Annotated in this window: 19 protein-coding genes and 2 pseudogenes; 7 read left to right on the top strand and 14 right to left on the bottom strand. The window is 68.4% G+C overall.

Annotated elements, in window-relative coordinates; genetic code table 11:
• From G3N96_RS30250 to G3N96_RS30240, 3 genes and pseudogenes are all read right to left on the bottom strand, one after another.
• Positions 1–504 (bottom strand): annotated as a pseudogene (locus G3N96_RS30250) (hypothetical protein); the annotation flags it as partial.
• Positions 501–2,270 carry a bifunctional alpha/beta hydrolase/class I SAM-dependent methyltransferase gene (locus G3N96_RS30245; RefSeq protein ID WP_206139474.1) on the bottom strand — a complete coding sequence of 590 codons (1,770 nt, stop codon included), beginning with the start codon at positions 2,268–2,270 and terminating at the stop codon, positions 501–503. The pseudogene G3N96_RS30250 and the gene G3N96_RS30245, both read right to left, overlap by 4 nt.
• A 93-nt stretch (positions 2,271–2,363) precedes the next feature.
• Positions 2,364–2,969: a CDP-alcohol phosphatidyltransferase family protein gene (locus G3N96_RS30240; protein WP_206139473.1), complete on the bottom strand. Its 606-nt coding sequence runs from the start codon at positions 2,967–2,969 to the stop codon at positions 2,364–2,366.
• Between the two features lie 232 nt (positions 2,970–3,201).
• Between G3N96_RS30240 and G3N96_RS39400 the strand changes: the two genes are divergently transcribed.
• From G3N96_RS39400 to G3N96_RS30225, 3 genes are read left to right on the top strand one after another with little or no spacing between them, the layout of a single operon-like run.
• Positions 3,202–3,429 carry a hypothetical protein gene (locus G3N96_RS39400; protein WP_241022896.1) on the top strand — a complete coding sequence of 76 codons (228 nt, stop codon included), beginning with the start codon at positions 3,202–3,204 and terminating at the stop codon, positions 3,427–3,429.
• On the top strand, positions 3,426–4,073 hold the full coding sequence (locus G3N96_RS30230; protein ID WP_206139472.1) for a lysophospholipid acyltransferase family protein: 648 nt from the start codon (positions 3,426–3,428) through the stop codon (positions 4,071–4,073). Before G3N96_RS39400 ends, G3N96_RS30230 begins: the two co-directional genes overlap by 4 nt.
• 37 nt (positions 4,074–4,110) lie before the next feature.
• The gene (locus G3N96_RS30225; protein WP_089425119.1) at positions 4,111–5,040 is read left to right on the top strand and encodes a phosphatidate cytidylyltransferase; all 930 of its coding nucleotides are present in this window, start codon (positions 4,111–4,113) and stop codon (positions 5,038–5,040) included.
• Between the two features lie 142 nt (positions 5,041–5,182).
• On the opposite strand, the gene G3N96_RS30220 is transcribed toward G3N96_RS30225, so the two are convergent.
• The 4 genes from G3N96_RS30220 to G3N96_RS30205 all read right to left on the bottom strand — a co-directional run bounded on the left by G3N96_RS30220 (position 5,183) and on the right by G3N96_RS30205 (position 12,321).
• Entirely contained in the window at positions 5,183–8,515 is a 3,333-nt protein-coding gene (locus G3N96_RS30220; protein WP_206139471.1) for a filamentous hemagglutinin N-terminal domain-containing protein, read from the bottom strand.
• Positions 8,516–8,634: 119 nt separating this feature from the next.
• Positions 8,635–10,299, bottom strand: a complete 1,665-nt coding sequence (locus tag G3N96_RS30215) for a ShlB/FhaC/HecB family hemolysin secretion/activation protein (protein WP_206139470.1) — start codon at positions 10,297–10,299, stop codon at positions 8,635–8,637.
• A gap of 364 nt (positions 10,300–10,663) precedes the next feature.
• Positions 10,664–11,488, bottom strand: a complete 825-nt coding sequence (locus tag G3N96_RS30210; protein WP_206139469.1) for a topoisomerase IV — start codon at positions 11,486–11,488, stop codon at positions 10,664–10,666.
• A 56-nt stretch (positions 11,489–11,544) separates the two neighbouring features.
• Positions 11,545–12,321 (bottom strand): hypothetical protein, encoded by a 777-nt coding sequence (locus tag G3N96_RS30205; protein ID WP_346778920.1) that lies wholly within the window; start codon positions 12,319–12,321, stop codon positions 11,545–11,547.
• Between the two features lie 106 nt (positions 12,322–12,427).
• Between G3N96_RS30205 and G3N96_RS30200 the strand changes: the two genes are divergently transcribed.
• Both G3N96_RS30200 and G3N96_RS30195 read left to right on the top strand, forming a co-directional pair.
• Positions 12,428–13,225 (top strand): LuxR C-terminal-related transcriptional regulator, encoded by a 798-nt coding sequence (locus tag G3N96_RS30200; protein ID WP_206139468.1) that lies wholly within the window; start codon positions 12,428–12,430, stop codon positions 13,223–13,225.
• A 178-nt stretch (positions 13,226–13,403) separates the two neighbouring features.
• Entirely contained in the window at positions 13,404–14,225 is an 822-nt protein-coding gene (locus tag G3N96_RS30195) for a carbon-nitrogen hydrolase family protein (RefSeq protein WP_206139467.1), read from the top strand.
• Between the two features lie 30 nt (positions 14,226–14,255).
• Here G3N96_RS30195 and G3N96_RS30190 read toward each other — a convergent pair whose 3' ends face one another.
• From G3N96_RS30190 to G3N96_RS30180, 3 genes are read right to left on the bottom strand one after another with little or no spacing between them, the layout of a single operon-like run.
• The gene (locus G3N96_RS30190) at positions 14,256–14,567 is read right to left on the bottom strand and encodes a hypothetical protein (protein WP_206139466.1); all 312 of its coding nucleotides are present in this window, start codon (positions 14,565–14,567) and stop codon (positions 14,256–14,258) included.
• Positions 14,567–15,925 (bottom strand): acyclic terpene utilization AtuA family protein, encoded by a 1,359-nt coding sequence (locus G3N96_RS30185; protein WP_206139465.1) that lies wholly within the window; start codon positions 15,923–15,925, stop codon positions 14,567–14,569. The genes G3N96_RS30190 and G3N96_RS30185 overlap by 1 nt, the downstream gene beginning before the upstream one ends.
• Before the next feature lie 40 nt (positions 15,926–15,965).
• Entirely contained in the window at positions 15,966–17,264 is a 1,299-nt protein-coding gene (locus G3N96_RS30180) for a citrate:proton symporter (RefSeq protein ID WP_206139464.1), read from the bottom strand.
• Positions 17,265–17,361: 97 nt separating this feature from the next.
• Here G3N96_RS30180 and G3N96_RS30175 point away from each other — a divergent pair, with 97 nt between their 5' ends.
• Positions 17,362–18,258, top strand: coding sequence for a LysR family transcriptional regulator (locus tag G3N96_RS30175; protein ID WP_206139463.1), 897 nt, complete (start codon positions 17,362–17,364; stop codon positions 18,256–18,258).
• Between the two features lie 21 nt (positions 18,259–18,279).
• On the opposite strand, the gene G3N96_RS30170 is transcribed toward G3N96_RS30175, so the two are convergent.
• Complete coding sequence (locus G3N96_RS30170) at positions 18,280–18,864, bottom strand: flavin reductase family protein (RefSeq protein WP_206139462.1); 585 nt, start codon at positions 18,862–18,864, stop codon at positions 18,280–18,282.
• A gap of 132 nt (positions 18,865–18,996) precedes the next feature.
• Positions 18,997–19,422 (bottom strand): VOC family protein, encoded by a 426-nt coding sequence (locus G3N96_RS30165; protein WP_011351673.1) that lies wholly within the window; start codon positions 19,420–19,422, stop codon positions 18,997–18,999.
• A 112-nt stretch (positions 19,423–19,534) separates the two neighbouring features.
• On the opposite strand from G3N96_RS30165, the gene G3N96_RS30160 reads away from it, so the two are divergent.
• On the top strand, positions 19,535–20,410 hold the full coding sequence (locus tag G3N96_RS30160; RefSeq protein ID WP_124575811.1) for a LysR family transcriptional regulator: 876 nt from the start codon (positions 19,535–19,537) through the stop codon (positions 20,408–20,410).
• A gap of 15 nt (positions 20,411–20,425) precedes the next feature.
• Here G3N96_RS30160 and G3N96_RS30155 read toward each other — a convergent pair whose 3' ends face one another.
• Together G3N96_RS30155 and G3N96_RS30150 are read right to left on the bottom strand one after the other, a co-directional pair.
• Positions 20,426–21,205 carry a hypothetical protein gene (locus tag G3N96_RS30155; protein WP_206139461.1) on the bottom strand — a complete coding sequence of 260 codons (780 nt, stop codon included), beginning with the start codon at positions 21,203–21,205 and terminating at the stop codon, positions 20,426–20,428.
• A gap of 55 nt (positions 21,206–21,260) precedes the next feature.
• Positions 21,261–23,408, bottom strand: a pseudogene (locus tag G3N96_RS30150) (TonB-dependent siderophore receptor); the annotation flags it as partial.
• Positions 23,409–23,524: the final 116 nt, after the last annotated feature.

The raw sequence follows: 23,524 nt of genomic DNA, 5'->3' as shown, positions 1-23,524 counted from the left end.
ATCAACGTCGCGCGCAGCGTGATGATGGGCGCCGGCTACAAGGTGCAGCGCTTCGCGAACGACATGCTGAAGAAGGTCGTGACGAAGCAGACGCAGCACCCGCCGGCGACGGTCGGCAAGCCGCCCGAAGCGCAGCGGCCACGCGACGAAGCACGCGACCGAGATCAGCTGCACGGTCAACAGCCGCTTCACGTGCTCGAGCAGGTCGGCGCGGCGCGTCCAGAAGAAGAACGACAGCGCATACAGCAGGTCGATCGACCAGTACGGCACGATCGTCCACGGCACGAACGGGATCGCGTGCTCCCAGCCGAACGCGAAGGTCGGCACCGCCGCGCGGCGCGCGGCGAGCCAGTTCGCGAAGCCGTAGGTCGAGAAGAACACGGCCCCCATCACCGCGAGCCACCCGAAACGCAGCGCGAACGACGCGTCGCGCGCGCCGGCGCCGGCATCGGCCGCGGAGGCCGGTTCGGCGAGGTCGCTCGCGCCGCCGCCGAGCGCGCTCATGACGCGTCGACCCGCTGCGCGAGGCTGACCGTGAAGATGCCCATTTCGTCGATCCGCTGGTCGAGCTTGCGGAAGCCCGCGCGCGCGACGAGCTCGTCCATCTCGGCCTGCGAGCGGCGGCGCATCACCCAGGTCGCTTCGCCGCGGTGATTGTTCAGCGCACGGGCGATGAACTCGAGCTGCGGATGCCACGGCTGCCCCGTATAGACGAGATAGCCGCCCGGCGCCACGGCCTGCGCGAGCCCGCGCAGCGAGCGCTCGATCAGCGCGTTCTCGCCGAACAGCTCGTAGAGGCCCGACACGATCGCGAGCGTCGGACGCGGCTCGAGCGTCGCGAGCGATGCCTCGTCGAACGCGTCGCCGCGCTCGAAGCGCGCGATCGATTCGAGGCCGCGCTGCGCGATCAGCACGCGCCCGGCCTCGACGTTCGGCGGGCTGTAGTCGCGCAGCGTGATGTCGTCGGGCGCCGCGCCGTCGCGCTCGGCGGCCGACGCGATCGCGTCGAGCACGTAGCGCCCGTGCCCGGCCGCGATGTCGACGATCCGCACCGGTGCGCCATGGCCGCGCAGGCGGCCGATCGCCGCGCCGATCAGCTCCTGCAGATGCACCTTGCGCTGGCGGATCCCGACCCAGCCCGGCGAATCGAGATAGGTGCGGTCGATCAGCGCGCCGACGCCGAGCCGCCCTTGCGCGCGGTTGCGGTATACGTAGTCGAGTGTCGAGCCCGAATCGAAGCCGAGCCGCAGCCCGAGCGCGATGCCGTCCGACAGCGCGCCGCCGGCCTTCAGGCCGGCCCGCGTGAGGGCCCAGTACGCCCGCGCGAACGCATTCGCGGGCGGCCTGCCGAGCGCCGCGTATTCGTCGTGGAACGCGCCGCGCCGGTCGGCGTCGGCGAGCGACACGCGCGGGCTCGGCGCATCGAATTCGCGCAGCACGAAGGCACGCAGCGGAGCGAGTGCCTGCGCGCGGTCGCGTTCGCCGAGCGTGTCGTGATAGAAGCCCGGCAGCACGATGCGCTCCTTGCGCGCGGCGCCGAGGCGTTCGAAGAAGCGATCCTGCGGGCCGCGATGCACGACCCAGTCGGCGCCGGAGATCAGCAGCTGCGTCGGCACGGTGATCGCGGCCGCGTCGGCGACGATCCGCTGCGCGGTGTCGTGCAGGTCGAGCAGCATGTTGACCGCGATCGGCCGCGTGATCAGCGGATCGGACGCATAGCTCGCGATCCGTTCGGGATCGTGCGTGAGGAATTTCGGCTTCACGTAGCTGTTCACGTAGAACAGCCCGCGCAGCTTGTGCATCAGCCGCAGGCCCGGCCGCGCGAACGGCACGTAGAGCTTGATGTGGAACGCCGGCGATGCGACGACGAGCGCGCGGATCGGCGGCGCGTAGTCGTGCGCCCAGGCGGCCGCGAGCACCGCGCCGACGCTCTGGCCGACCACCGCCATGTCCTCGATCGCGATGCCGTGCGTGTCGCGGATATGTTCGGCGAAGGTCTGCAGGTCACGCACCGACGCGGCCGCGCTCGGGCTATAGCCGCGCGCGCCGGGCGAGCGGCCGTGGCCGCGCGCATCCCACGCAAAAAACGCGAAATCGGGCAGGTCGAGCTCGTCGACCAGGTGCGCGACGCGCGCCGAGTGTTCGTGGCCGCGGTGCAGCAACACGATGGCGCCGCGGCAGCGCGGGCCCGTGGCGGCCCAGTGACGATAGAACAGCGTTTCGCCGTCGTGCGTGATGAAGTCGGCCTCGCGGGCCATGCGTGCGCTCATGCGTTTCTCTCTCGTTTCGTTATTCGAATCTTGGTGCGCCGCCCTCCGGCGCCCGGTACCGCAACTGCGTTGACGACGGTTTCAACCGCCCTTTCAACCGCCCTTTTCCGCGATGCCGGCCTGCACGCGCCGCACCACGGTCACGATCGACAGCACGATCAGCAGACGCCACAGCCAGGCGGCGACGCCACCGACCGGAAACCCGAGCCCGATCCACAGCGCGAACGCGCCAAGCGCGAGCGCGCGGTCGCTCTTGCCGAACGGGCCGTCGTAGCGGCGGCTCACGCCGACCAGCGGACCGATCAGCCCCGCGCATTCGACGATCACCGCCGTCAGCGCGAACAGCCAGACGTCTGCCGGAGCGAACGCGGGAATCGCGAGAAACGGCAGCACCAGCGCGATATCGGACACGACGTCGCCGAGCTCGTTCAGGTACGCGCCGAGCGTGCTCTTCTGGCCATGCTCGCGTGCGAGCATCCCGTCGATCGCGTTGAGCGCCATCCGCGCGAACAGCCACAGCGGGATCAGCAGGAACAGCGCGCGGGCGAACACGCCGAGCCCGGCGAGCGCGCCGACGACGATCGAGCCGCCGGCCGCAAACAGCGTGACCTGGTTGGCCGTGACACCGCGTTCGGCGAGCGCGTTCGCGAACGGGCGCAGGGTGTTCTGGAATTTGGGTTTGAGTGCGTAGAGGCTCATCGTTTTATTTGCGCGGCACAGTCGGATACATTTCCCGCCGCCATGCCCCGGGCGGCGAATCGGCCTTGAACGGCCTTCCATGGACGGCCCTCATCGTCGCCGAGCGGCCCCGATGCGTCAAGCACGCGCCCGGCCCGCACGCGCGGCGCCAATCTGGCGTTTTTGACGGAAACTCGCGATAATCCGCTGGCCCGATCGCAGCGAGATCCATTCGAACTGCAAACGGGCACTCGTGCAACAGCCGATTATCACGCCGCCGACCGGCGCATTCGCCGCGACGCAACAGCGTGTGACGGCGAACCGTCCGATTATCGCGGACCTGCGACAGGCAGCCACGAATTTGAAAAAATTTAAACAAGAGCCGTTCGGCGCGCATCCTGCCGCGCCGGCATTCCGGGGTTCCGCCCGCCGCGCATGCGCCGCGGGCCATGCAGGCAGGCAGGAGGCGCAGCGCCGATGAACATCCTCAACGTCTGGCAGCGCGATTTCCTGCTGTCCATCGTGCGGCTCGTGGCCGGTGCGTATCCGGTCTGGCATCAGGCGCCGCCATCCCCGACGCAGAAGATCTACTTCTCGAACCACACGAGCCACATCGACACGCTCGCGATCCTCGCCGCGCTGCCGCGCAACGTGCGCGCGGTCGTGCGGCCGGTCGCCGCGCGCGACTATTGGGACAGCAGCGACATGAAGCGTCACATCGCGCAGAAGCTGCTGAACGTCGTGCTGATCGACCGCCACCGCGAATCCGGCGGCGACCCGCGGGGCGGCCATCCGCTCGACCCCGTGCGCGACGCGCTCAAGCAGGGCCATTCGATCATCATCTTCCCGGAAGGCACGCGCGGCGCCGAGATCCTGCCGCAGCCGTTCAAGAGCGGGCTGTTCCACCTCGCGACCGAGTTTCCGGACGTCGCGCTTGCGCCCGTCTATCTCGAGAACCTGCAGCGGATCATGCCGAAGGGCGCGATCTGGCCGGTGCCGCTGATCTGCAAGGTGCACTTCGGCGCGAACGAACAGCGCGGCGCCGACGAGGACAAGCCGACGTTCCTCGCCCGCATGCGCGACGCGGTCGTCGCGCTCGCGCCGCCGCAGCGGCCGGCCGGCTGAACGCGGCGCCCTCTTCACCCCTTTCCGGATATCGATAATGCGAACCATTTTCTGGGAACTGGTCGCGGGCGTCACGGGCGTGCTCGTCGTCGCGACCGTGATCGGCGCGATCCTCGGCGCACGCAGCGGCGGCACCAGCGCGACCATCGTCAACCTGAACCAGCGCATCCGCGCGTGGTGGGCGATGATCGCGATCATGGCCATCGCGATCGGCCTCGGCAACAACATCACCTATCTCGTGTTCGCGGTGCTGTCCTACCTCACGCTGCGCGAATTCATCACGCTCACGCCCACCACGCCGAGCGACCATACGACGCTGTTCATCGCGTTCTTCGTCGCGATCCCCGTGCAGTACCTGCTGCTCGGGATCAACTGGTACGGGATGTATTCGATCTTCGTGCCCGTGCACCTGTTCTTCGCGATGTCGCTCGTATCGGCGCTCACGCAGGACACGCGCGACTTCCTGAGCCGCAACGCGAAGATCAACTGGGCGCTGATGGTGTGCGTGTACGGGCTGAGCCATGCGCCGGCCGTGCTGATCCTCGACATTCCGCACTACGCGGGGCAGAACGCGCTGCTGCTGTTCTTCTTCCTGTTCGTCGTGCAGATCAGCGACGTGCTGCAGTACGTGGTCGGCAAGCTGTTCGGCAAGCGCAAGATCGCGCCGCAGCTGTCGCCGTCGAAGACGATCGAGGGTTTCATCGGCGGCGGTCTGCTGGCCACGCTGTGCGGCGCATCGCTGTATCGCGTGACGCCGTTCAGCTTCGGATCGGCGTTCGGCATCTCACTCGCGATCGTGATCGCGGGCTTCGTCGGCGGCCTCGTGCTGTCGGCCGTCAAGCGTTCGCTCGGCACCAAGGACTGGGGCTCGATGATCGCGGGCCACGGCGGGATGCTCGATCGTGTCGACTCGATCTGCTTCGCCGCACCGGTGTTCTTCCACCTCGTTCGCTACCTGTACGTATGATGCGCGGGCGCGCCGGCCGATTCCGGCCCGGTGCGCCCGCATGTGCCGGCCGCGCGTTGCACGCGCCCGGCACCGTGCCCGCGCGTCGCGTCGCGCGGCAGTCTCCCGGTGAAGCAGATCCGGCCCGGGAGACCCTGGCGGATCAACGCTTGACGTACCGCTCGATCTTGCCCGCGTTGTCCACCCGCCCGGTCACCTTCACGACGCCGCCACTGCTGATCCGTGCACCGGCCCGGTTGTCGAGTCCGCCGTTGATTCCGATCCGGTTGTCGCCGCGCAGTGTCCCGGCATTGAACACGCCGCCGTTCACGCTGATCGTCTCGGCATGAACCCCGGCGTAGTTCCGCAGCCCGCCGTTGATCGCCAGACGCGTATCCGCGGTCAGCGAGCCACGGTTCGTCACGCCGCCGTTCACGCTGATCGATTCGGCTTCGACCGTGCCGTCGTTCGTCAGGCCGCCGTTGACGGCCAGCCGGTCGATTGCCGTCAAGGTGCCCGTGTTGGTCGCGCCGCCGTTCACGCTGACGGACTTGGCCCGAACCTCGAGGTCATTCTCGAGTCCCCCGTTGATCGACAGCGTGCCATCCGTGACGAGATGGCCCGTATTCGTCGTCTTGCCGCTCAGGATCAGCGCGTCGCGCGCGAACAGCCGCTTCCTGTTCGTCGTCCCGCCGTTGACGTTGATCGTTTCCGCTTCGATCGTCCCGTCGTTCGTCAGGCCGCCATTGATGCCGAGCCGGCCTCCGACGCTCAGCGTGCCGGTGTTCGACGCGCCGCCGTTCACGCTGGCGAATGCGGTCGTGAGCGTACCGTCGTTCCTGAGCCCGCCGTTGGTGGCGAACCGGCCATAGGCGGTCAGACGGCCCGTGTTGACCGTCCCGCCGTTCACGCTGACCGATGCCGCGGTGACCGTGCCGTCGTTCTTCAGCCCGCCCAGCACGCTCAACGCGTCGCGCGCGGTCACGCTGCCGTCGCGGCCGACTTCAGCGCCGCCGAGCAACTGAATCGATTCGCCGTCGACCGTCCCGCCGATGCGTGAACCGCCGATGATCGCCACATTGCCGTCGAGGCCCGTGCCCGCGGCGAGCGTCGACCGGATCGCGCCGTCGACATTCACGCCGACATCCGAGCCGTCACCGGTCAGCGTGACGTCGTGAGCGTCGATGCTGCCACGCTTCGACACGTCGATCGCGACCTCCGGCCGGTTCGGCGACTGCGCGACCTTGAACGCAACGTTGTCCCCGTCGTAGGTCACCGTGCCGTCGCCCGCGATCGCGGCCAGCTTCAGCGCACGCAGTGCCGCATCGATACGCAGCGTGCGCGCGACCAGGTCGAGCCGGCCAGCCTCGCGCGCGTCGAGCCCGTCGCCTTCGACGACGATGTCGCCCTTCGCGTCGAAGCGGTTTACGTTGCCGTTCGCGTCGAGCGACGGCGTGCCGGCCACCAGCTTCACCTGCGATGCGTTGATGAAGCGCGCACCATTGGCGGTGATCCCGTTCGGGTTCGCAATGATCAGTTGCGCCGACTCGCCGGCGATTTCCGTCGCGCCTTTCAGCAGCGACTTTCCGCTGCCGGTCACCTCGTTCAGGATCACGCGAGCCGACTTTCCGCCGAGCCGCGCGTTACCGCCGATCTGGCCGGCGAGTTCGGTGTCGACGGTCTTCGTGCTGTTGTTCAGCACCAGCCCTTCAGGACCGACGTTGTACTCCGTGAAGCGGTTGTGCGATACGCCGGAACCATTTGGTTTCGAGATATCGACGACGGGGACGCCGCCCTTCACGTCGATGCCGGGCGAATTCGCGTCGCTCGTGTCGGCGACGAGACCCGGGACTGAAGGCGCGGGGTTGTCGGTACCGGGGTTGCCGCCTCCGGGGTTGCCGCCTCCGGGGTTACCACCACCCGGGTTGCCGCCTCCCGGGTTGCCGCCTTCAGGATTACTGCCTCCCGGATTGCTGCCCCCCGGGTTGCCGCCTTCAGGATTATCGCCTCCCGGATTGCTGCCCCCCGGGTTGCCGCCTTCAGGATTACCGCCTCCCGGATTGCTGCCCCCCGGGTTGCCGCCTTCAGGATTATCGCCCCCAGGATTACCGCTCCCCGAGTTGTCATCGCCCGGCTTGCCCCCTCCCGGGCTACCGCCTTCAGGATGACCACCGTCCGGAAACGCCGCATGCTCTTCGATCTTTCCTTCGTTCCGCGGCGTCGCCCCGACGACCTCCACCGTCCCGCCGGAACTGACCAGCCCACCGGCCTCGTTGACGAACTCGCTGCCGACGAGCGAGATCGACCGATCACCGCGCAGCGTGCCGCTATTGCGCACGCCGCCGATCACCTGCACCTCCCCGGCCCGCACGAACCCGGCGTTCGTCAACGTCGTGCCGGCCGAATTCGAACCGACCGCCAACAACGTGTCGCTCGCCGTCACGATGCCGCGCTTGCCGATCTTCGTCTCGCCGAGCATCGTCAGCGCGCGCCCCGTCAACGTCCCGTCGATATTTGCATCGCCCACCAGCCGGACGTCGCCGTCCGCGCCGGCATCCTTCACCGTGCCGGTCGACCCCGTCAGCACGATGCCGCCGCCCGACACGACGCCGCGCGTCTTCGGCACGACCGGGTCGCCGGCGATTGCCTCGATCCGGCCCGCGACGTTCACGCCGACACTCGAACCGTTGCCGATCAACGTGATCGCGTTCGCGTGAATGCTGCCGAGCTGCGACACGTCGATCGCAATCTCGGGGCGGTTCGTGTCTTGCGCGAGTGCATAGGTCAGCTTGTCGCCGTCGATCTTCACGTTGCCGTCGATCGCGGTCGCCACGAGTTGCCGCGCCTGCAGCTTTGCGTTGACGCGCAGCGTGCGGGCGATCAGGTCGGTGCGCACCGCGCCACGGGCATCGAGGCCGCTGCCTTCGATCTCGATCCCGCCTTTCGTATCGAACGCGTTCGCATTGCCGTTCGCATCGAACACCGGCGTACCGGCGACCAGCTTCACCTGCGACGCGTTGATGAAGCTCGCGCCGTCCGCGGTGATCCCGTTCGGGTTCGCGATGATCAGTTGCGCCGACTGGCCGGCGATTTCCGTCGGCCCCATCAGCTTCGACCGCTCGCCGCCGATCACTTCGTTCAGGATCACCTTCGCGGACTGTCCGCCGAGCCTCGCGTTGCCGCCGATCTGGCCGGCCAGCTGCGTGTCGGACGCCGTGCTGCCGTTGTTCAGGATCAGCCCTTTCGACCCGACGTTGTAGTTGAGGAACTGGTTGTGCGACACGCCGGCCTCGTTCGGCTTGACGATCTCGACGATGATGTTCTTGTTCTTGAAGCTGATGCCGGGCGCATGGGGGTTGTCGGAACCGCCAACGGAAATCTGCGCATGTGCGGCCGGCGCGGACAATGCCGGCAATGCGACGGCCAGCAGCTGCGCGAGCCGCTTCGGGGTCAGGGGTGCGTGACGGGGTGCCGCACGCTTTCGAGTCATCTTCATGGTGGTCCTCGCTGGGGTGGATGAGACGCGGGACAATCCCGCGCCGGCCCGTGCAACGGAGCCGCACCGTCTTCACGAACGCGCGCTCAGCTGCACCGGATGAAGCAATCGGGCCGCCGTCAGAACCGCGCGACGACCTGCACGTCGAGCGTCGGGCTCGCGCTGTGCAGCGTGGACGGTTTCAGCAGCGGCATGCCGAGCGCGACGTCGAAGCTCACGCGCTTGTAGCCGCCGCGCAGGCCGAGCGCGCCGCCGATCAGCGTGCGGCCGCCCCCCGTATCCGCTTCGGCCGACACGCCGCCCGCGTCGAGTGCGGCATAGGCGTCGATACCGGCTACCGCGCGTGCCGACAGCTCGTTGCGCAGCACCCAGCCGCTGCGCGCGGCCAGCGATTCGTTCCCGTCGAAGCCGCGCACCGTGTAGCGCCCGCCGATCTGCAGGAATTCCGTCGACGGCACCGGCACCGGCGCGCGCTGCACGACGAAGGTGCCGCGGTAGTTCGCCCGATGCGCGCCGACCGTGAGCGGCGCATCGACCGACACGTTCGCCGTTGCGATCCGGTAACGGCCGCTCCAGTCGCTGCGGTCCTGCACATAGCCTGGAAACGCGCTCAGCCCGCGCAGGCTGCCGCGCCACGACACGCCGGCCTCCACCGCGGCACGCTGGAATCGCTGCAGGTGGCTGGCCGAGAATGCATAGCTCGTGATGTCGTGCTTCTGGACCTGCAGTTCGAACGCATCGAACCACGCGCGGTCTTCCCGTCGCGCGAGCGTCAGGCCGACGCGGGTGCGCCCGCTGCCTGACCGGTACGGCACATAGCCGATACCCGCTTCGATGCGCCGCGTGCGGCGCGCGTACACGAACGTGTCGTCGCCGACCGGAATCGCCTGCCGGGTCGCCCATTCGCTCGCGGAGAGCGAAAACGACGCATAACCGACCGGGACGTCCCAGCTGGCGCTGAGGGAACGTGATCCGCGCGTCGAACGCCATGGATACGCGTCATTGCCGGCGGTCAACAACAGTTGGTCATAAAGGCCGAGCGGGGAATCGACCGCGACGATCGCGGCGACCTGGTTTCTCCCCGTCGCGTCCTGACCGCCGTTGTCCGCGGTCAGGACGCCGTGGATGCGGCGCGCGTCGGCCGGATGCCCGACGCGGATATCGCTGTCGCCGAAGGCCGCGCCGGGCGCGATCGCGAAGGTCGCGGCCGACTGTCCCGGCAAGCGGCGCATGTTTTCGAGCGCCTGGTCGAGATCGCGCACATTCAGCAGCGCACCGGGGCCGCGCGGAAACACGCCCCGTGCCGTACCGATACCGCCCGGCTCGTCGTCGATCGCGCCGATCCGGCCGGGCAGCACCTCGACGATCAGCCGTCCGTCCGCATAGTCCTGTTCCGGAATCGCCGCAAGCGACGTGATGTAGCCGCGCGCGACCAACTGATCGGTGACCCAGCTGCGAATCGCCGCCAGCCCACGCGTGCCCGCGCACTGACCGACGCCGGGCGCCTGCTTCGACAGCCAGGGGAAATCGCCCGCGCCGCGCCACTCGATCGAACGGATCTCGACGCACGGCGCTTCGAGCGGCAGCGTGAGCACTTCGCCCCGCGCGCCCGCTTCCGGCGTCAGCACGTCAGCGGACGGCAGGGCCTGCCTGCGCACCGCATCGAGCTGCTGCTCCTGATGCCGCTGCGTATCGGACGGCAACGGCGATGCGGCCACCGCCCCTGACGAAAGCGACAGCAGGCTCGACGCCACTGCAGCGCCTACCGTGCCGGATATCTTCATATTGATTCGGACTGCCAATGTTACGGGTGAGTCCGGCAGATCATGTCGTGTTCGATTCACGCTTGTCGTACGTCACCGGGCATGCCGGCATGGCGGCACCGCATCGGCGCGCCACGTACGGCAGCGCCCGCATGCGTGCCGTCTCGTGAAGGGTCGGAGATTAACCGGCAGTGGGCAGAAAAATTGTCAAGCGAATGTGAAAGTCGTGGCTTCGCGACACTTTCGCGTAAATCTAACTTGTCCTATTGCGCGCCTGACTAGTCTTATTGAAGTGCGCGTGCGCGTGCGAGTGATCGTGCCCTGGTTCGGTGGGGATCAGGACAGCCGACCGGCGAGCGTCGGCCAGCCGGTGCGGCGACGCACCTCAGTACCCTTCGCGCAATGCCTTCGGCACGACGTAGCGGCCGCGCGCCGCGTCGAACTTCACCGTGTGGCGCGCGCGGATCGTCTTGTCGCCGCGCGTGCCCGTTTCCGTGACCGTCAGCGGATAGACATCACCGGTGCCGGTCAGGTCCGGCGCGATCTCGAAGCGACGCTCCTCACAACGTGCCCGCGCGTTCGCACATTCGGTCGAATCCGCGTTGTCGAGCGCCTCGTCGATGCGCGCCGCCGCCAGCACCAGTGCATTCCCGACCGGCAGCCAGATCGCGCGGAAGCGTTGCGTATAGCCTTGCCGCGTGTCGCTTTCGACGATGACGAACCCGAACAGATGCGGCCCGAGCCGCTCGATGCGCACGGTGCCCGGCTCGCCGCGCCCGCCCGACGCGATCTCCGTTTTCTTCATGACCGGCTCGAGCGTCTTGCCGTCCGCCGCCGGTTTCAGCACATACAGGTCGATCGTGCCGGTCGTCGCGTCCGAATCCATGCCCGGCATCCCGTTCTGCACGGCCGCCTCGGTCTCGCCGCACATCGCGAGCAGCGTGCGCGGGCCATCCGCGGTCGCGACGCGCAACGAGCCGCACGGCGCATGGATGAGATCGCCGCCGTCCGCCTGCCAGCCCTTGCGGTCCGCGCGCCACTTGCCGTAAGTGTCGTTGATGAAGGTCTTCAACACACGATCAGGCTGGACCGGCTCGGCCGCATGAACGGGCGACAACGCGGACAGTGCGGTGAACACCGCGAGTGCGCCAGGCGCGGCGAGCGAAGCCGCGAGCGGCTTCAGACGTGTGTTCCGGTGCGGGGTAGTCATGACGTGGTTCGTTCTGGTCGAAAATAAGTGTAGCGAATGGTGACGGCCCTCCACGCTCACGGTTGCCGTGGCGCGATGCCGGTGCCGTCCGGCTTCAGCCGCGCGGTTGGCACCCACCCTTCGGCGATGCCGCGCGTGCGCGTATTCAGGTAGACGACCGACGTGAAACGGCCATAGTCGGCACGCGCATCGACGTGGTCGTGCTCGACGATGAACAGCCCGTCGATCCGGCACGCGTCGTCCGGCGCGGAATAGAACGGCAGGCGCCCGTGGCCGGTGACGACACGCCCGGCGTCGCTGCCCGTTACGTAATCGCCCTGCGCCTGCGCACGGCGGTTCAGCGCATCGCAATCGACGACGTTGCGCACGGGTGTGGCCGGTGCGGCCGGTGCAACCGGCGCAACGCACGTCGACACGAAACGCGACAACGCGCGCCGGTCGATCTTCAGCACGTCCGGCCGGTCGGGATCGCGCGTGACGTCGAGCGCACGCATCGCCTGCGTATCGAGCGTGACCCAGCCGATCGTCGCGTCGCGATTCGGCGTGCCCGGATGATCCGGTATCGTGAACAGCCTGACGCGGTAGACGTTCCCGTCACGCTCGTCCACGTCGGCATGGATGTCGCGCCGGTTCATCCCGGTCTGCCGCAGCGCCGGCACGATCAACCGGGTCAGTTGCTCATTGCACGATGCCGGCGGCGTGGCGGCGGCCGTCGGCAAGGCCATCGCGCCCAGGCATGCCATCGCAGCAGGCACGGCGACAGCCGCCGCGAACCGGCGGCGGCATCCGGCCTCGCCATTCGCGCCGGCCGGCGTTACGATCTCGTTCTTCACCCAGGCTCCGTTCGATGCGTGCGCGGATCGGCCCGCGAGCCCGTAGCGTACACGCACGGCGCGGCACCGCAAGCGCGCATCGCACCTGCCCGACATGGACCCACGCATGAACCTCACGTTGCAGGACGTCGCATGGCACCGCTCGGTCGGGCGGCTCATCGAGTCGCTCGACCAGCCGGGCTTCTGGCTGGCGCTGATCCGGCTGATCGAGGAATACGTCGCGGTCGACAGCTGGGTCGCGCTCACGTTCGGCGACGGCCGCCCGCAGGTGTTCGCCGAATGCCCGTACGAAGGCGGCGGCCCCGACCCGCTGTTCCGCGACTACGTGCAGGGCCTGTACCAGCTCGACCCGTTCTACATCGCGAACCGCGACGCGCCGAAGAGCGGCCTGTTCCGGCTGTCCGACGTCGCGCCCGAATGCTTTCGCGATACCGAGTACTACATGCGCTATTTCACGCACAACGTCGTCGAGGACGAGGTGCAGTTCAACGTCGTGCTCGACGATGCGCGCACGCTGTGCCTGTCGCTCGGCAGCAAGCGGCGCTTCAGCCCCGAGCAGGTGGCGCTGCTCGACCTGATCCGGCCGTGGGTGGCCGGGCTGATGCGGCAGCGGCTCGCATTCGAGCCGGCCGCCGTCGAAGCCGCGGTGCCGCCGCGGGCCGGCACGCATGCGCAGGACGGCTTCGAGCGCGCCATGGCGCGGCTCGGCACGCCGCTCACCGCGCGCGAACTCGACGTGATCCGGCTGATCCTGAGCGGCCGCTCGAACAAGGAAGTCGCGAACAAACTGGCGATCTCCGCCGAAACGGTCAAGGTGCACCGCCGCAACATCTACGGGAAGCTCGCCATCAACTCGCAATCGGAGCTGTTCTCGCTGTTCCTGAACGCGCAGACCGGCACCTGACGCGCATCGCGGGTCGCGCGTGCCGGTGTTCGCCGGCACCGGCGGCATTACGGATCAATACCCCCGAAGGGTTAACGCGCCGGCGGGATGGGAAATCCGCCGCTTCGGCGCATACTGGGGCCTCCCTACCCACCCTTCCGGCGCCACCGGCGACGGGCCCCTGCATACCGACATCGCCATGAAACTGAAGCTCGATATCGTCCAGCTCGCCGGTCGCGACGGCGACACGCCCTACAACCTGCAACGCACGCTCGACGCGATCGCTACCTGCGCACCCGGCACCGACATCGTGATGTTTCCGGAAGCGCAGCTCACCGGCTTCCTCGATTCGTCGAATCTTGCGGAATGCGCGGAGCCGCTCGACGGTCCGAGCGTCGGCGCCGTCATGGCAGCCGCACGCGCACGCGATGTGGCGGTCGTGGTCGGGTTGATCGAGAACGACGGCGGCCGCTTCTACAACACGACCGTATTCGTCACGCCGGACGGCATCGCGCTGCGCTATCGCAAGACGCATCTGTGGGTGAGCGAGCACGGCGTCGTGCTGCCCGGCGACCGTTTCGCGACGATCGAATGGCGCGGCGTGCGGATCGGCCTGCTGATCTGCTACGACAACGAATTCCCCGAAACCGGCCGCGCGCTCGCCGCGCTCGGCGCCGAGCTGATCCTCATCACCGACGGCAACATGGAGCCGTACCGCCCTGTCCACCGCACGTCGGCCACGGCGCGGGCGATGGAGAACCAGGTGTTCGCGGTGGTCGCGAACCGCGTCGGCGGCAGCGCGCACGACGTCGTCTTCGCGGGCGGCAGCCTCGCGGCCGATCCGTTCGGCAACCTGATCTTCGAGGCCGGCAATACCGAATCGCGTCACGCGGTCGAACTCGATTTCGACCAGCTCGCCGCGTCGCGCGCGGTCTACGACTATCGCCGCGATCAGCGCCTGCACATCGCCGGCGAACGCATCGAGCACGCCAACGGCCTGCGCGAACTGCTGATTCCGTAAGCGCGTGCCCGCCTCCGGCGGCGACATCCGTCACGCCGGGTCGCGCACCTCGATCGCCAGCAGCGCCGAACTGACCGACTTGCCGTGCGCGTCGAGCGCGAGCGAGCGCGTGACGCCGCCGCCGAGCGCATCGCGCAGCACGAAATTGAATGCACCGAGCGCCGGCAGTTCGTAACGCACGACGTCGCCGTGCACGATGCCCGCAAGCCACGCCTTCACGGCGTCGGCATCCAGATGCGTGCGCAGATGATCGTAATGGCGCGGATCGCGGCAGATCACCGATACGTTCAGCGTATTGCCCTTGTCGCCGGTGCGCGCATGCGCGAGTTCACGCAGTTGCATCATGCCTCCACGAATGAAAACGACGGCGTCACGGCCGCGCGCGGCAGCAGCACCGACTGCACCGCGATCACCTCGCGCGTCGACTTGAACGCGCCGCCGCCGCCGGCCGGCCCGTTCGTATAGAGCGTCTCGACCTCGTTGCCGATGCGCGCGGCTTCGGCGGCGCTCGCCGCACGGCCGGCCACCCGCACCCGCACCTCGGCCGGCTCGCCACGCATGGCCGGTGTCGCGTCGCCATACAGTGAATCGACACCGATCAGGTCGAAGCGCAGCTCGGTCGCGGCGACGCCGGTCAATGCCAGCCGTTCCCGGACAATGTCGAGCGCGAGGCGCGCACGTTCGAGCGCACCCGGGCCGCCGTACGAGATCTGCCCTTCGCCGATGTAACCGTCGACATAAGCCACCGACACCTTCAGCGTATCGGGCCGCACGGTGCCGCGCCCGCCCGTCACGCGTACGCGATCGGTCGTCTCCTCGGCCACGGTGACCTGCGTGAAATCCGCGACGACATCGGGCTGCAGATAGCGCGCCGGGTCGTGAATCTCGTAGAGCAGCTGTTCCTTGCAGGTCGCCGCGCTCACGCGGCCGCCCGCGTGCGGCACCTTGGTGATCACGACCGTGCCGTCGGCCGCGACTTCGCCGATCGGAAACCCGAGCCGCGCGAGGTTCGGCACATCCTTGTAGCCGGGATCCGCGAAGTAGCCGCCCGTCACCTGCCCCGCGCATTCGAGCAGGTGGCCGACGACCGTCGCGGCGCCAAGCGTGTCCCAGTCATCCATCCGCCAGCCAAATGCGTGAATCAGCGGAGCGGCGAACAGTGACGGATCGGCGACGCGCCCGGTCAGCACGACGTCCGCGCCGGCCGCGAGCGCATCGACGATCGACGCGGCGCCGAGGTACGCGTTCGCGGACACGATGCGGTCGCGATACGCGGCGACGTCGTCACCCGATTCCTCGAAGCGGAATGCACCGCGCAGCACGACGTCGAGCACGTCGTCGCCTTCGACCGCCGCGACCTTCAGCTTGCCGAAACCCAGCGATTGCGCGATTTGCGCGGTGCGCCGCGCGGCCGCACGCGGATTCGCCGCGCCCATGTTCGACACGATGCGCACGCCTTTCGGCACGGCGACCGGCAGCACCGCGCGCATCCGCGCATCGAGCAGCGGGTCGTAGCCGAGTGCGGGATCCTGGCGCCGCGCCTGCTGCGCGATCGCGATCGTGCGCTCGGCCAGGCATTCGAAGACGAGATAGTCGAGTTGCCCGTGTTCGGCCAGTTCGACCGCGGGCTCGATCCGGTCGCCCGAGTAGCCGGCGCCCGCGCCGATGCGCACGCGCCGTTCAGATTGCTTTGCTGTCATGTCCGTACCGTCGTCCGGCGGCGGTCACCGCCGGGAAAGATCAAAAGATGCCCAGCACGACGCACGCGATCGTCATCACGATCGAGGCGCCGAACAGCAGCGGGAACGTGAATTTCTGGTGCTCGGCCAGCTCGATGCCGCACAGGCCGACGACGAGGAAGGTCGCGGGCGTCAGCGGACTGACCGGGAACCCGGTCGTCATCTGGCCGAGCAATGCAGCCTGCCCGACCTGCACGGCCGGCACGCCGAGCTGGCCGGCCACTTCCGCGATCACGGGCAGCACGCCGAAGTAGAACGAATCGGGATCGAACAGCATGCTGAGCGGCATCGACGCGAGGCCGAGCACCACCGGGATGTGGCCGGCCATCGACGGCGGCACGAAGCCGACCGCCGCCTGCGCCATCGCCTTCAGCATCCCGCTGCCCTGCATGATCCCCGTGAACACGCCGGCCGCGAGCAGGATGCCGGCCATCATCAGCGCGGCGCGCGCATGCGCGTCGATGCGCTTGCGTTGCATGTCGACGTCCGGGTAGTTCACCATCAGCGCGATGCACAGCCCGACCATGAACATGATCGCGGGCGGGATCTTCTCGCCCATCACGACCATCGTGCCGAGCACGACGAGCGTCAGCACGAGGTTGAACCAGAACAGGTGCGGCCGGCGCAGCGCCTGCTCGTCGGGTGTCAGCTCGCGCGTCGGCAGCGGGATCGACGCATCGTCGCGCGACAGGCCGAGCCGCTTCTCCTCGCGCCGCCCGAGCCAGTACGCGACGCCGAACACGAATACGAGCCCGATCGCCTGCACCGGGATCAGCGGATTGAACAGCGCCGACACCGGCAGGTGCAGCGACGCGGACGCGCGGATCATCGGCCCCGTCCACGGCAGGAAGTTGATGCCCGCGGCCATCGACACCGCGGCGGCCAGTACGCGCCGGTCCATCTTCAGCCGGTCGTACAGCGGCAGCACCGCCGGAATCGTCACGAGAAAGCAGACGGCGCCCGAGCCGTCGAGGTGGATCAGCAGCGCGAGCAGCGTCGTACCCATCACGATGCGCGTCGGCCGCGTGCCGACCGCGCGCAGGATGCGGTCGATGATCGGGTCGAGCGTGCCGGCATCGGTGATCGTCCCGAAATAGAGGATCGCGAACACGAACATCCCGACGACGGGCGCGAGCCCCTTCAGCCCGTCGATGACGAACTTGCTGGTGTGCAGCCCGAAGCCGCCGATCAGCGACGCGGCGATCGGCACGATGATCAGCGCGACGAGCGGCGACATCCGCTTCGACAGAATCGCGGCCAGCAGCACGACGATCGTGCCCAGCCCGAGTAACGGCAGCATCCGTGTCTCCTACCTTGTCTTTTGTTGGAGACGAGCGTAAGGTCGGCGCAGCGATAGCACAATTGAAATGATTTGATCGCAGCAATCACGAACCGTTATGGATCTGAATCTTCGCGACATTCGCGCGTTCGTCACCGTCGCGCAGGCCGGTAACTTCACGCGTGCGGCCGCGCGCCTGCACCTGTCGCAGCCGGCGCTGACCGTGCAGATCCGCCGGCTCGAGGAAATCGTCGGCGCGCGCCTGTTCGACCGCAACAGCCGCAGCGTCGCGCTCACGCAGACCGGGCGCGAGCTGCTGCCGCTGCTGCAACACTCGCTCGACGACATGGAGCGCGTGCTGCGCGATGCACGTGCGCTCGGCGAAGGCACGAGCGGCACGGTGCGGCTCGCGTGCCTGCCGACCTTCGCGTCCAGCGTGCTGCCCGAGCTGATCCAGTCGTTCCGGCGCGAGGTGCCGCTTGCGGGCTTCGAGATCCGCGACGGCGTCGCGAGCCTCGTCACCGCGCTCGTGCGCAACGAGGAAGCCGATCTCGGCCTGACCGGCGGCGACACGTTCGATGCGTCGCTGGAGGTGCTGTACGCGGGCGCCGACCGGCTCGTCGCCGTGTGCCCGAAGGATCATCCGCTCGCGCGCAAACGCCGCTTGACCACGGCGGACGTCGCGGCCGTGCCGCTCGTGCTCACCGCACGGGGCACGAGCGTGCGCAGCGTCGTCGATGCCGCGCTGGATGCGGCCGGCTGCACGCCCGACATCGCGTGCGAGCCGACCTACATGATGACGGCCGTCGCGATGGTGCGCGGCGGGCTCGGCGTGACGATCCTGCCGGCGACCGCGCGCGAGGTGCGCGCCGAGCCCGAACTGGTCGCGAAGCCGATCGACGACCCCGCGTTCGTGCGGCCGATCGCGCTCGTCACGAAGCGCGGCCGCACGCTGCCGCGCGTCGCGCAGGCGTTCGCCGAAACCATGCTGATGGAATTGAACAAGCGCGCATGAACCGCGCGCCCGGATCGGTGCCTACTTCGCGTCCGGATCGACGTGCAGCGATTCCCCGATCGCATAGAAATTGCCGCCCGCGATGTAGTGCAGGCTGCGCAGCGCCGGATCGGCCGATTCGAAATACCAGTGGCCGTCGCGGAACACGCGCGTGTCGGACCACGCCGCGACCACCTCGCCGATGAACAGGTCGTAGGTCTGCTGGTTGTGCGGCTCCGGAATCAGCCTGCACGCGAGCCAGCCCGAACAGCCGGCGACGAACGGCAGGTCGTGGCCTTCGACGTCGAACAGCGTGACACCCGCGTCGCGCAGCTTGTCGGGCCGCTCCGCGAGACTGTGGCTGCCGACCGCATGCGTGAGCCGCAGCTGCGCGGCCGTCGGCACCTGGATCACGAACGTGCCGCTGCGCTCGACGAGCTCGCGCGTCTTCGCGCTCTTGTCGAGCACGACCGTCAGCTTCGGCGGCAGGAAATCCAGCGCGCACGCCCAGGCAGCGGCCATCACGTTGTCGACGCCGTCATGGCGGGCCGACACGAGCACGGTCGGGCCGTGGTTGAGGAGACGGTAGGCCTTCTTCAGCTCCACCGGAGCGATGTGACTGTCCATACGGGTTCCTTGGAGAACGGCTCGCACGGACGGATGCCGTGCGGCCCGGCGCCGGCCGGTGCGCAGGCGCGCAGCCGGGCCGAAGGCCGCATTCTCGCACCCAATGTCGATCGGCGCCGACCGCGCCGCCGGTCACTTCGCGAACAACTGGCCGATGTCGCGGAACGCCTTGAATTCGAGCGCATTGCCGCACGGGTCGAACAGGAACATCGTCGCCTGTTCGCCGACCTGCCCCTGGAACCGCACATACGGCTCGATCACGAAGGTCACGCCGAACGACTTCAGCCGCTCGGCCAGCGCTTCCCAGCTCGGCCAGTCGAGCACGATCCCGAAATGCGGCACCGGCACGTCGTGACCGTCCACCGCGTTCGTATGCGCGCCTTCCTGCGACGCGGTCTTCGGATGTTCGTGGATCACGAGCTGGTGCCCGTAGAAGTCGAAGTCGACCCACTGCGCGCTCGAGCGCCCCTCTGCCAGCCCGAACACACGGCCGTAGAAATCGCGCGCGGCAGGCAGGTCATAGACGGGAATCGCCAGGTGAAACGGGGAAAGACTCATGGTGGCCTCGTGATGGAACGCTCGCGTGGCGCGAGGACGGCACCATGGTAGTCAAGGTCAAGCAGAAATTAAATCAATATATAGTTGCGTCATTCACAAACAGAATTGATCAATGATCCGCGAACTGAAAACCCTCGTCGCTGTCGCCCGGGAAGGCACGTTCGCCGCGGCCGGCAACCGTATCGGGCTCACGCAGGCGGCCGTGAGCGCGCAGATGCAGCGGCTCGAGGCCGAGCTCGGCTTCGCGCTGTTCGACCGGCAAGGCCGGTCGGCGCGGCTCAACGAGATGGGTCATCACGTGCTCGACCAGGCGCAGGCGCTGATCGGCCTGTACGAGAACCTGAGCTCGACGTCGCCCGGCTCGCCGGCCGCCGTGCGCGTGACGATCGGCGCGATCGCGTCGGTGCAGAGCGCGCTGCTGCCGGCCGCGCTCGCCGATTTCCATCGCCGCCATCCCGCGTGCCGGACGCGCGTGATCCCGGGGCTGTCGATCGAACTGGTCAACCGGGTCGATGCGGGCGAGATCGACATGGCCGCGATCATCCGGCCGCCGTTTTCGCTGCAGGGCGACCTGCACTGGACGACCCTCGTGCAGGAACCGTTCCGGCTGATCGTGCCGCGCAGCGTGAAGGGCAAGGACTGGGCCGAGCTGCTCGCGCGCGAGCCGTTCGTGCGCTACGACCGCGCGTCGTTCGGCGGCCGCCAGGTCGACCGCTTCCTGAGGAAGATGCACATCGCGGTGCGCGACACGTGTGAACTCGACGAGCTCGACGCGATCGTCAAGCTGGTCGAGAACGGCGTCGGCGTCGCGATCGTCCCGCAGACCGCCGTGTATCGCCGCTGGCCGGCCGGCGTGCGCGCGATCGACCTCGGGCATCACACGTTCCACCGCGACATCGGGCTCGTGCATCGCGCGCGGCGCACGATGTCGGAGCCGGCGCAGCGGCTCGCGCAACTGATCGAAGCGGCGGCGCAGCAGGCGGCCTAGCGCCGCCGTTGCCAATCAGCGCCGCCCGGCCGCCCAGTCGACGGCCGCGTCGAACAGCGCGACACCGGCCGGCGACAGGTTCACGAACGTGTCGTTGTCCAGGAAGAACATCACGCGGCGCGCGGGCGCGAGCGCTTCGTAGTCCATCGTCGCGCCCTTCTCGTACGCGAAGATCGCGGCCTTGTCGGGCTGGCCGTACACGGTCGCGATCGTGATCGCGCCGAGCCCCGGCTTGCCCCAGCTCATCGGCGCCTGCTTGCCGTACACGTTCGTCGCGCCGGCCGGCAGCCCGGCCGCGATCGGGTGCGGCGCATTGACGAGCCACAGGTAGCGCTCCTTGCCCGTTTCGCCGAAGTCGACGTCGTGACGCTTGCCCGTCATCGCGAAATCGTCGAGCAGGTCGTTTTCCCAGGTCACGAGCGGCTTGTCGAGCGTGCGCCAGCCGGGCCGCACGTTCTTCGACGACACCGTCGACGAAATCACGACCAGGTCCGCATCACGCGCCGCATCGGGCGTCGACGACTCGTCGATCAGGCGCACCGCGTAGCCGCGTTCGCCGAGATGCTGGACGATGCGTTCGTCGACCTTCAGGTTCGGGCCGCGCAACTGCACGAGCATCGCGACGCGCGTGACGGCCTGCGGCGCATCGGCCGCCCACGCGGGCGCGGCTACCCCCGCGCCGACGCCCAGGCCCGCGCCGATCGCGAGCATCGAGCCCGCGATCGCGCGCAACGCGCGGCGCCGCGCACTCGCGGCCACGGCGCGCACGGCGCCGGTCTTCATGTTCCGGTTCATCTGGATCTTCTCCGAAGCCGCGCGCCGCCATGACGGCCGCGCGGCGATTGCGTGGTCAGAACTGCAGCGTGGTGAGCAGCGACACCTGTCGCGCATCGCCGATCGCGACGAAGTAACGGTTCGCGCTCGACGGGTAGTAGGTGCGGTTGAAGAGGTTCTTCACGTTGAGCTGGAACGACAGCTTCTGCTTGCCGATCCGCGTGTCGTACGTGGCGAACGCGTCGGCGAGCACGTACGACGGCAGCGTGAAGCTGTTCGCCGAATCGCCGGGCCGCACGCCGACGTAGCGCAGGTCCGCGCCGATGCGCAGGTCGTCGCCGCCGGCCACCGTGCCGAAGTCGTAGACGGCCGCGAGCGACGCGGTGTGGCGCGCGACGTTCCACAGCTGGTTGCCCGCGTACAGCGGATCCTCGGTCGTCTTCGCGTCGATGTACGCATAGCTCGCGATCACGTTCACGCGCTCGCCGAGCTTGCCCGACACGTCGAGCTCGATCCCGCGCGAGCGCGCCTTGCCCGACGTGCGCCAGTCGGTCAGCTTGGTCGCGTCGTTGTACTGCGACACGAGCACGTTCTTCTTGTCGATGTTGAAGAGCGCGAGCGTGCCCGTCATCCCGCCCGGCAGGTCGAGCTTGCCGCCCACTTCCCATGCGGTCGCTTCCTCGGGCGGCGTCGCGCCGTCGATGATGTAGCCCGTCATCGGCGCGATCGACGACGACGGCTTCAGCGATTGCGAATAGCTGCCGTACAGCGAGAACGTGTCGGTCCACTTGTAGACGACACCCGCGCGCGGCAGCCACTTCGAACCGCTGAGATCGGTGTTCGCGACGAACGGCCGGCCGCGCCCCGCGACCTGGTTGTACGTGATGTAGCGCAGCCCGCCCGACACGATCCACTTGTCGGTCAGGTGGATCGTGTCCTGCACGAACGCGGACGCATCGTGCAGCGTGTCGGTCTGGTCGCTGTCGCTCGCCGACACCGTGCTCGACGGCGGCAGCAGCCCGTAGACGGGGTCGAGATAGTTGAACGGCGTCTTCACGGCCTGCCGCAGCATGTCCTTGCGGTAGATGCGGCGGTATTCGGTATCGAAGCCGACCTGCACGTCGTGCCGCATCCCGCCCAGCATCAGCTTGCCGTTCACGTAGCCGATCCCGTAGCTGTCGGTGCTGAGCGAGCCGTGCGTCGCGTCGTTGCTGCGCGTCATCGTGCCCTTCACCGGATCGACGCCGGTCGTGCGCAACTGGTTCGCGTCGTAGGTCTCGCGGTTGTAGCTGTAGCCGAAATGCGCGCTCCAGTCCGCGTTGAACTGGTGATCGACGCTCAGCTGCGCGAGGTGCGATTCGCCGTCCATGTTGTTGAACGGCTCGTCGATGCGCCGCCGCGCGGGAATGTCGAGCGGCGCGTTGGTGCGCGGGTCGAGCGCGGTGCCGCGATCGAACGGCGAATGGAATTTTCGGTACTGGTAGGACACCGCGACCTGCGTATCGCGGCCGTACCACGCGAGCGACGGCGCGACGAAGGTCTGCCGGTACTCGCCGAAGTTGCGCCAGTACTGCTCGTTCGACTGGTCGACGATCAGCCGGTACGCGAGCCGCGAATCGCCGACCGGCCCGGTCGAATCGAAGGTCGCGCTGCCGCCGTTCTTGCCGTGCCCGAACGTCGACGCGCCGAGCGAGATCGCGTTGTAGCGCTTGAGCTGCGGCTGCTTGGTGACGACGTTGACCACGCCGCCCGGGTCCATCAGCCCGTACAGCAGCGACGTCGGCCCCTTCAGCACCTCGACGCTGTCGACCGCCGCGTTGAACGCGCGCCCCTGCACGAGCGGCATCCCGTTCTGCATGATCGAGCCGTCGCGGTTGCCGCCGAAGCCGCGCTTCATGATCGTGTCCTGCGTGCCCGCGAGCGTGTTGCCCTGCGTGATGCCGCTGACGTTGCCGAGCGCGTCGTCCAGGTTGCGCGGCCGCTGGTCGCGCAGCACCTGCGCGGGCACGATGTTGACGGCCTGCGCGGTGTCGAGCAGCGGGATCTCGGAACGCAGCACGCCCGCTTCCTTCGGCGCGCGATAGCTTTCGGCGCGCAGCGCACTGGTGCGCACATTGATCGCGGGTAACTCGGCGCCCGCCGCGACGCCGGGCGCCGCGGGCCGTGCGACCGAACCGTCCGCGCGCTTGAGCGTGTAGCCGCCGCCCGATTGCCGCAAGCACATCGCGGTGGCCGATTACGAGAAGACGGTGCAGACCGCGTTCCGTGAAGTGGCCGACGCGTTCGCCGCGCGCGACTGGATCGATCGCCAGCTTGCCGCGCAACAGGACGTGTATGCGG

The sequence above is a fragment of the Burkholderia sp. Se-20373 genome, from assembly GCF_017104705.1.
Lineage (GTDB): Bacteria > Pseudomonadota > Gammaproteobacteria > Burkholderiales > Burkholderiaceae > Burkholderia.
The sequence above is the reverse complement of the archived record's forward strand: the minus strand, read 5'-3'. Positions and strand labels throughout refer to the sequence as shown.

Excerpts from the sequence above, each read along its gene's own strand:
- G3N96_RS30245 (WP_206139474.1), bottom strand. The coding sequence starts at position 2,270 with ATGAGCGCACGCATGGCCCGCGAGGCCGACTTCATCACGCACGACGGC.
- G3N96_RS30240 (WP_206139473.1), bottom strand. The coding sequence starts at position 2,969 with ATGAGCCTCTACGCACTCAAACCCAAATTCCAGAACACCCTGCGCCCG.
- G3N96_RS30230 (WP_206139472.1), top strand. The coding sequence starts at position 3,426 with ATGAACATCCTCAACGTCTGGCAGCGCGATTTCCTGCTGTCCATCGTG.
- G3N96_RS30225 (WP_089425119.1), top strand. The coding sequence starts at position 4,111 with ATGCGAACCATTTTCTGGGAACTGGTCGCGGGCGTCACGGGCGTGCTC.
- G3N96_RS30220 (WP_206139471.1), bottom strand. The coding sequence starts at position 8,515 with ATGAAGATGACTCGAAAGCGTGCGGCACCCCGTCACGCACCCCTGACC.
- G3N96_RS30215 (WP_206139470.1), bottom strand. The coding sequence starts at position 10,299 with ATGAAGATATCCGGCACGGTAGGCGCTGCAGTGGCGTCGAGCCTGCTG.
- G3N96_RS30210 (WP_206139469.1), bottom strand. The coding sequence starts at position 11,488 with ATGACTACCCCGCACCGGAACACACGTCTGAAGCCGCTCGCGGCTTCG.
- G3N96_RS30200 (WP_206139468.1), top strand. The coding sequence starts at position 12,428 with ATGAACCTCACGTTGCAGGACGTCGCATGGCACCGCTCGGTCGGGCGG.
- G3N96_RS30195 (WP_206139467.1), top strand. The coding sequence starts at position 13,404 with ATGAAACTGAAGCTCGATATCGTCCAGCTCGCCGGTCGCGACGGCGAC.
- G3N96_RS30190 (WP_206139466.1), bottom strand. The coding sequence starts at position 14,567 with ATGCAACTGCGTGAACTCGCGCATGCGCGCACCGGCGACAAGGGCAAT.
- G3N96_RS30185 (WP_206139465.1), bottom strand. The coding sequence starts at position 15,925 with ATGACAGCAAAGCAATCTGAACGGCGCGTGCGCATCGGCGCGGGCGCC.
- G3N96_RS30180 (WP_206139464.1), bottom strand. The coding sequence starts at position 17,264 with ATGCTGCCGTTACTCGGGCTGGGCACGATCGTCGTGCTGCTGGCCGCG.
- G3N96_RS30175 (WP_206139463.1), top strand. The coding sequence starts at position 17,362 with ATGGATCTGAATCTTCGCGACATTCGCGCGTTCGTCACCGTCGCGCAG.
- G3N96_RS30170 (WP_206139462.1), bottom strand. The coding sequence starts at position 18,864 with ATGGACAGTCACATCGCTCCGGTGGAGCTGAAGAAGGCCTACCGTCTC.
- G3N96_RS30165 (WP_011351673.1), bottom strand. The coding sequence starts at position 19,422 with ATGAGTCTTTCCCCGTTTCACCTGGCGATTCCCGTCTATGACCTGCCT.
- G3N96_RS30160 (WP_124575811.1), top strand. The coding sequence starts at position 19,535 with ATGATCCGCGAACTGAAAACCCTCGTCGCTGTCGCCCGGGAAGGCACG.
- G3N96_RS30155 (WP_206139461.1), bottom strand. The coding sequence starts at position 21,205 with ATGAACCGGAACATGAAGACCGGCGCCGTGCGCGCCGTGGCCGCGAGT.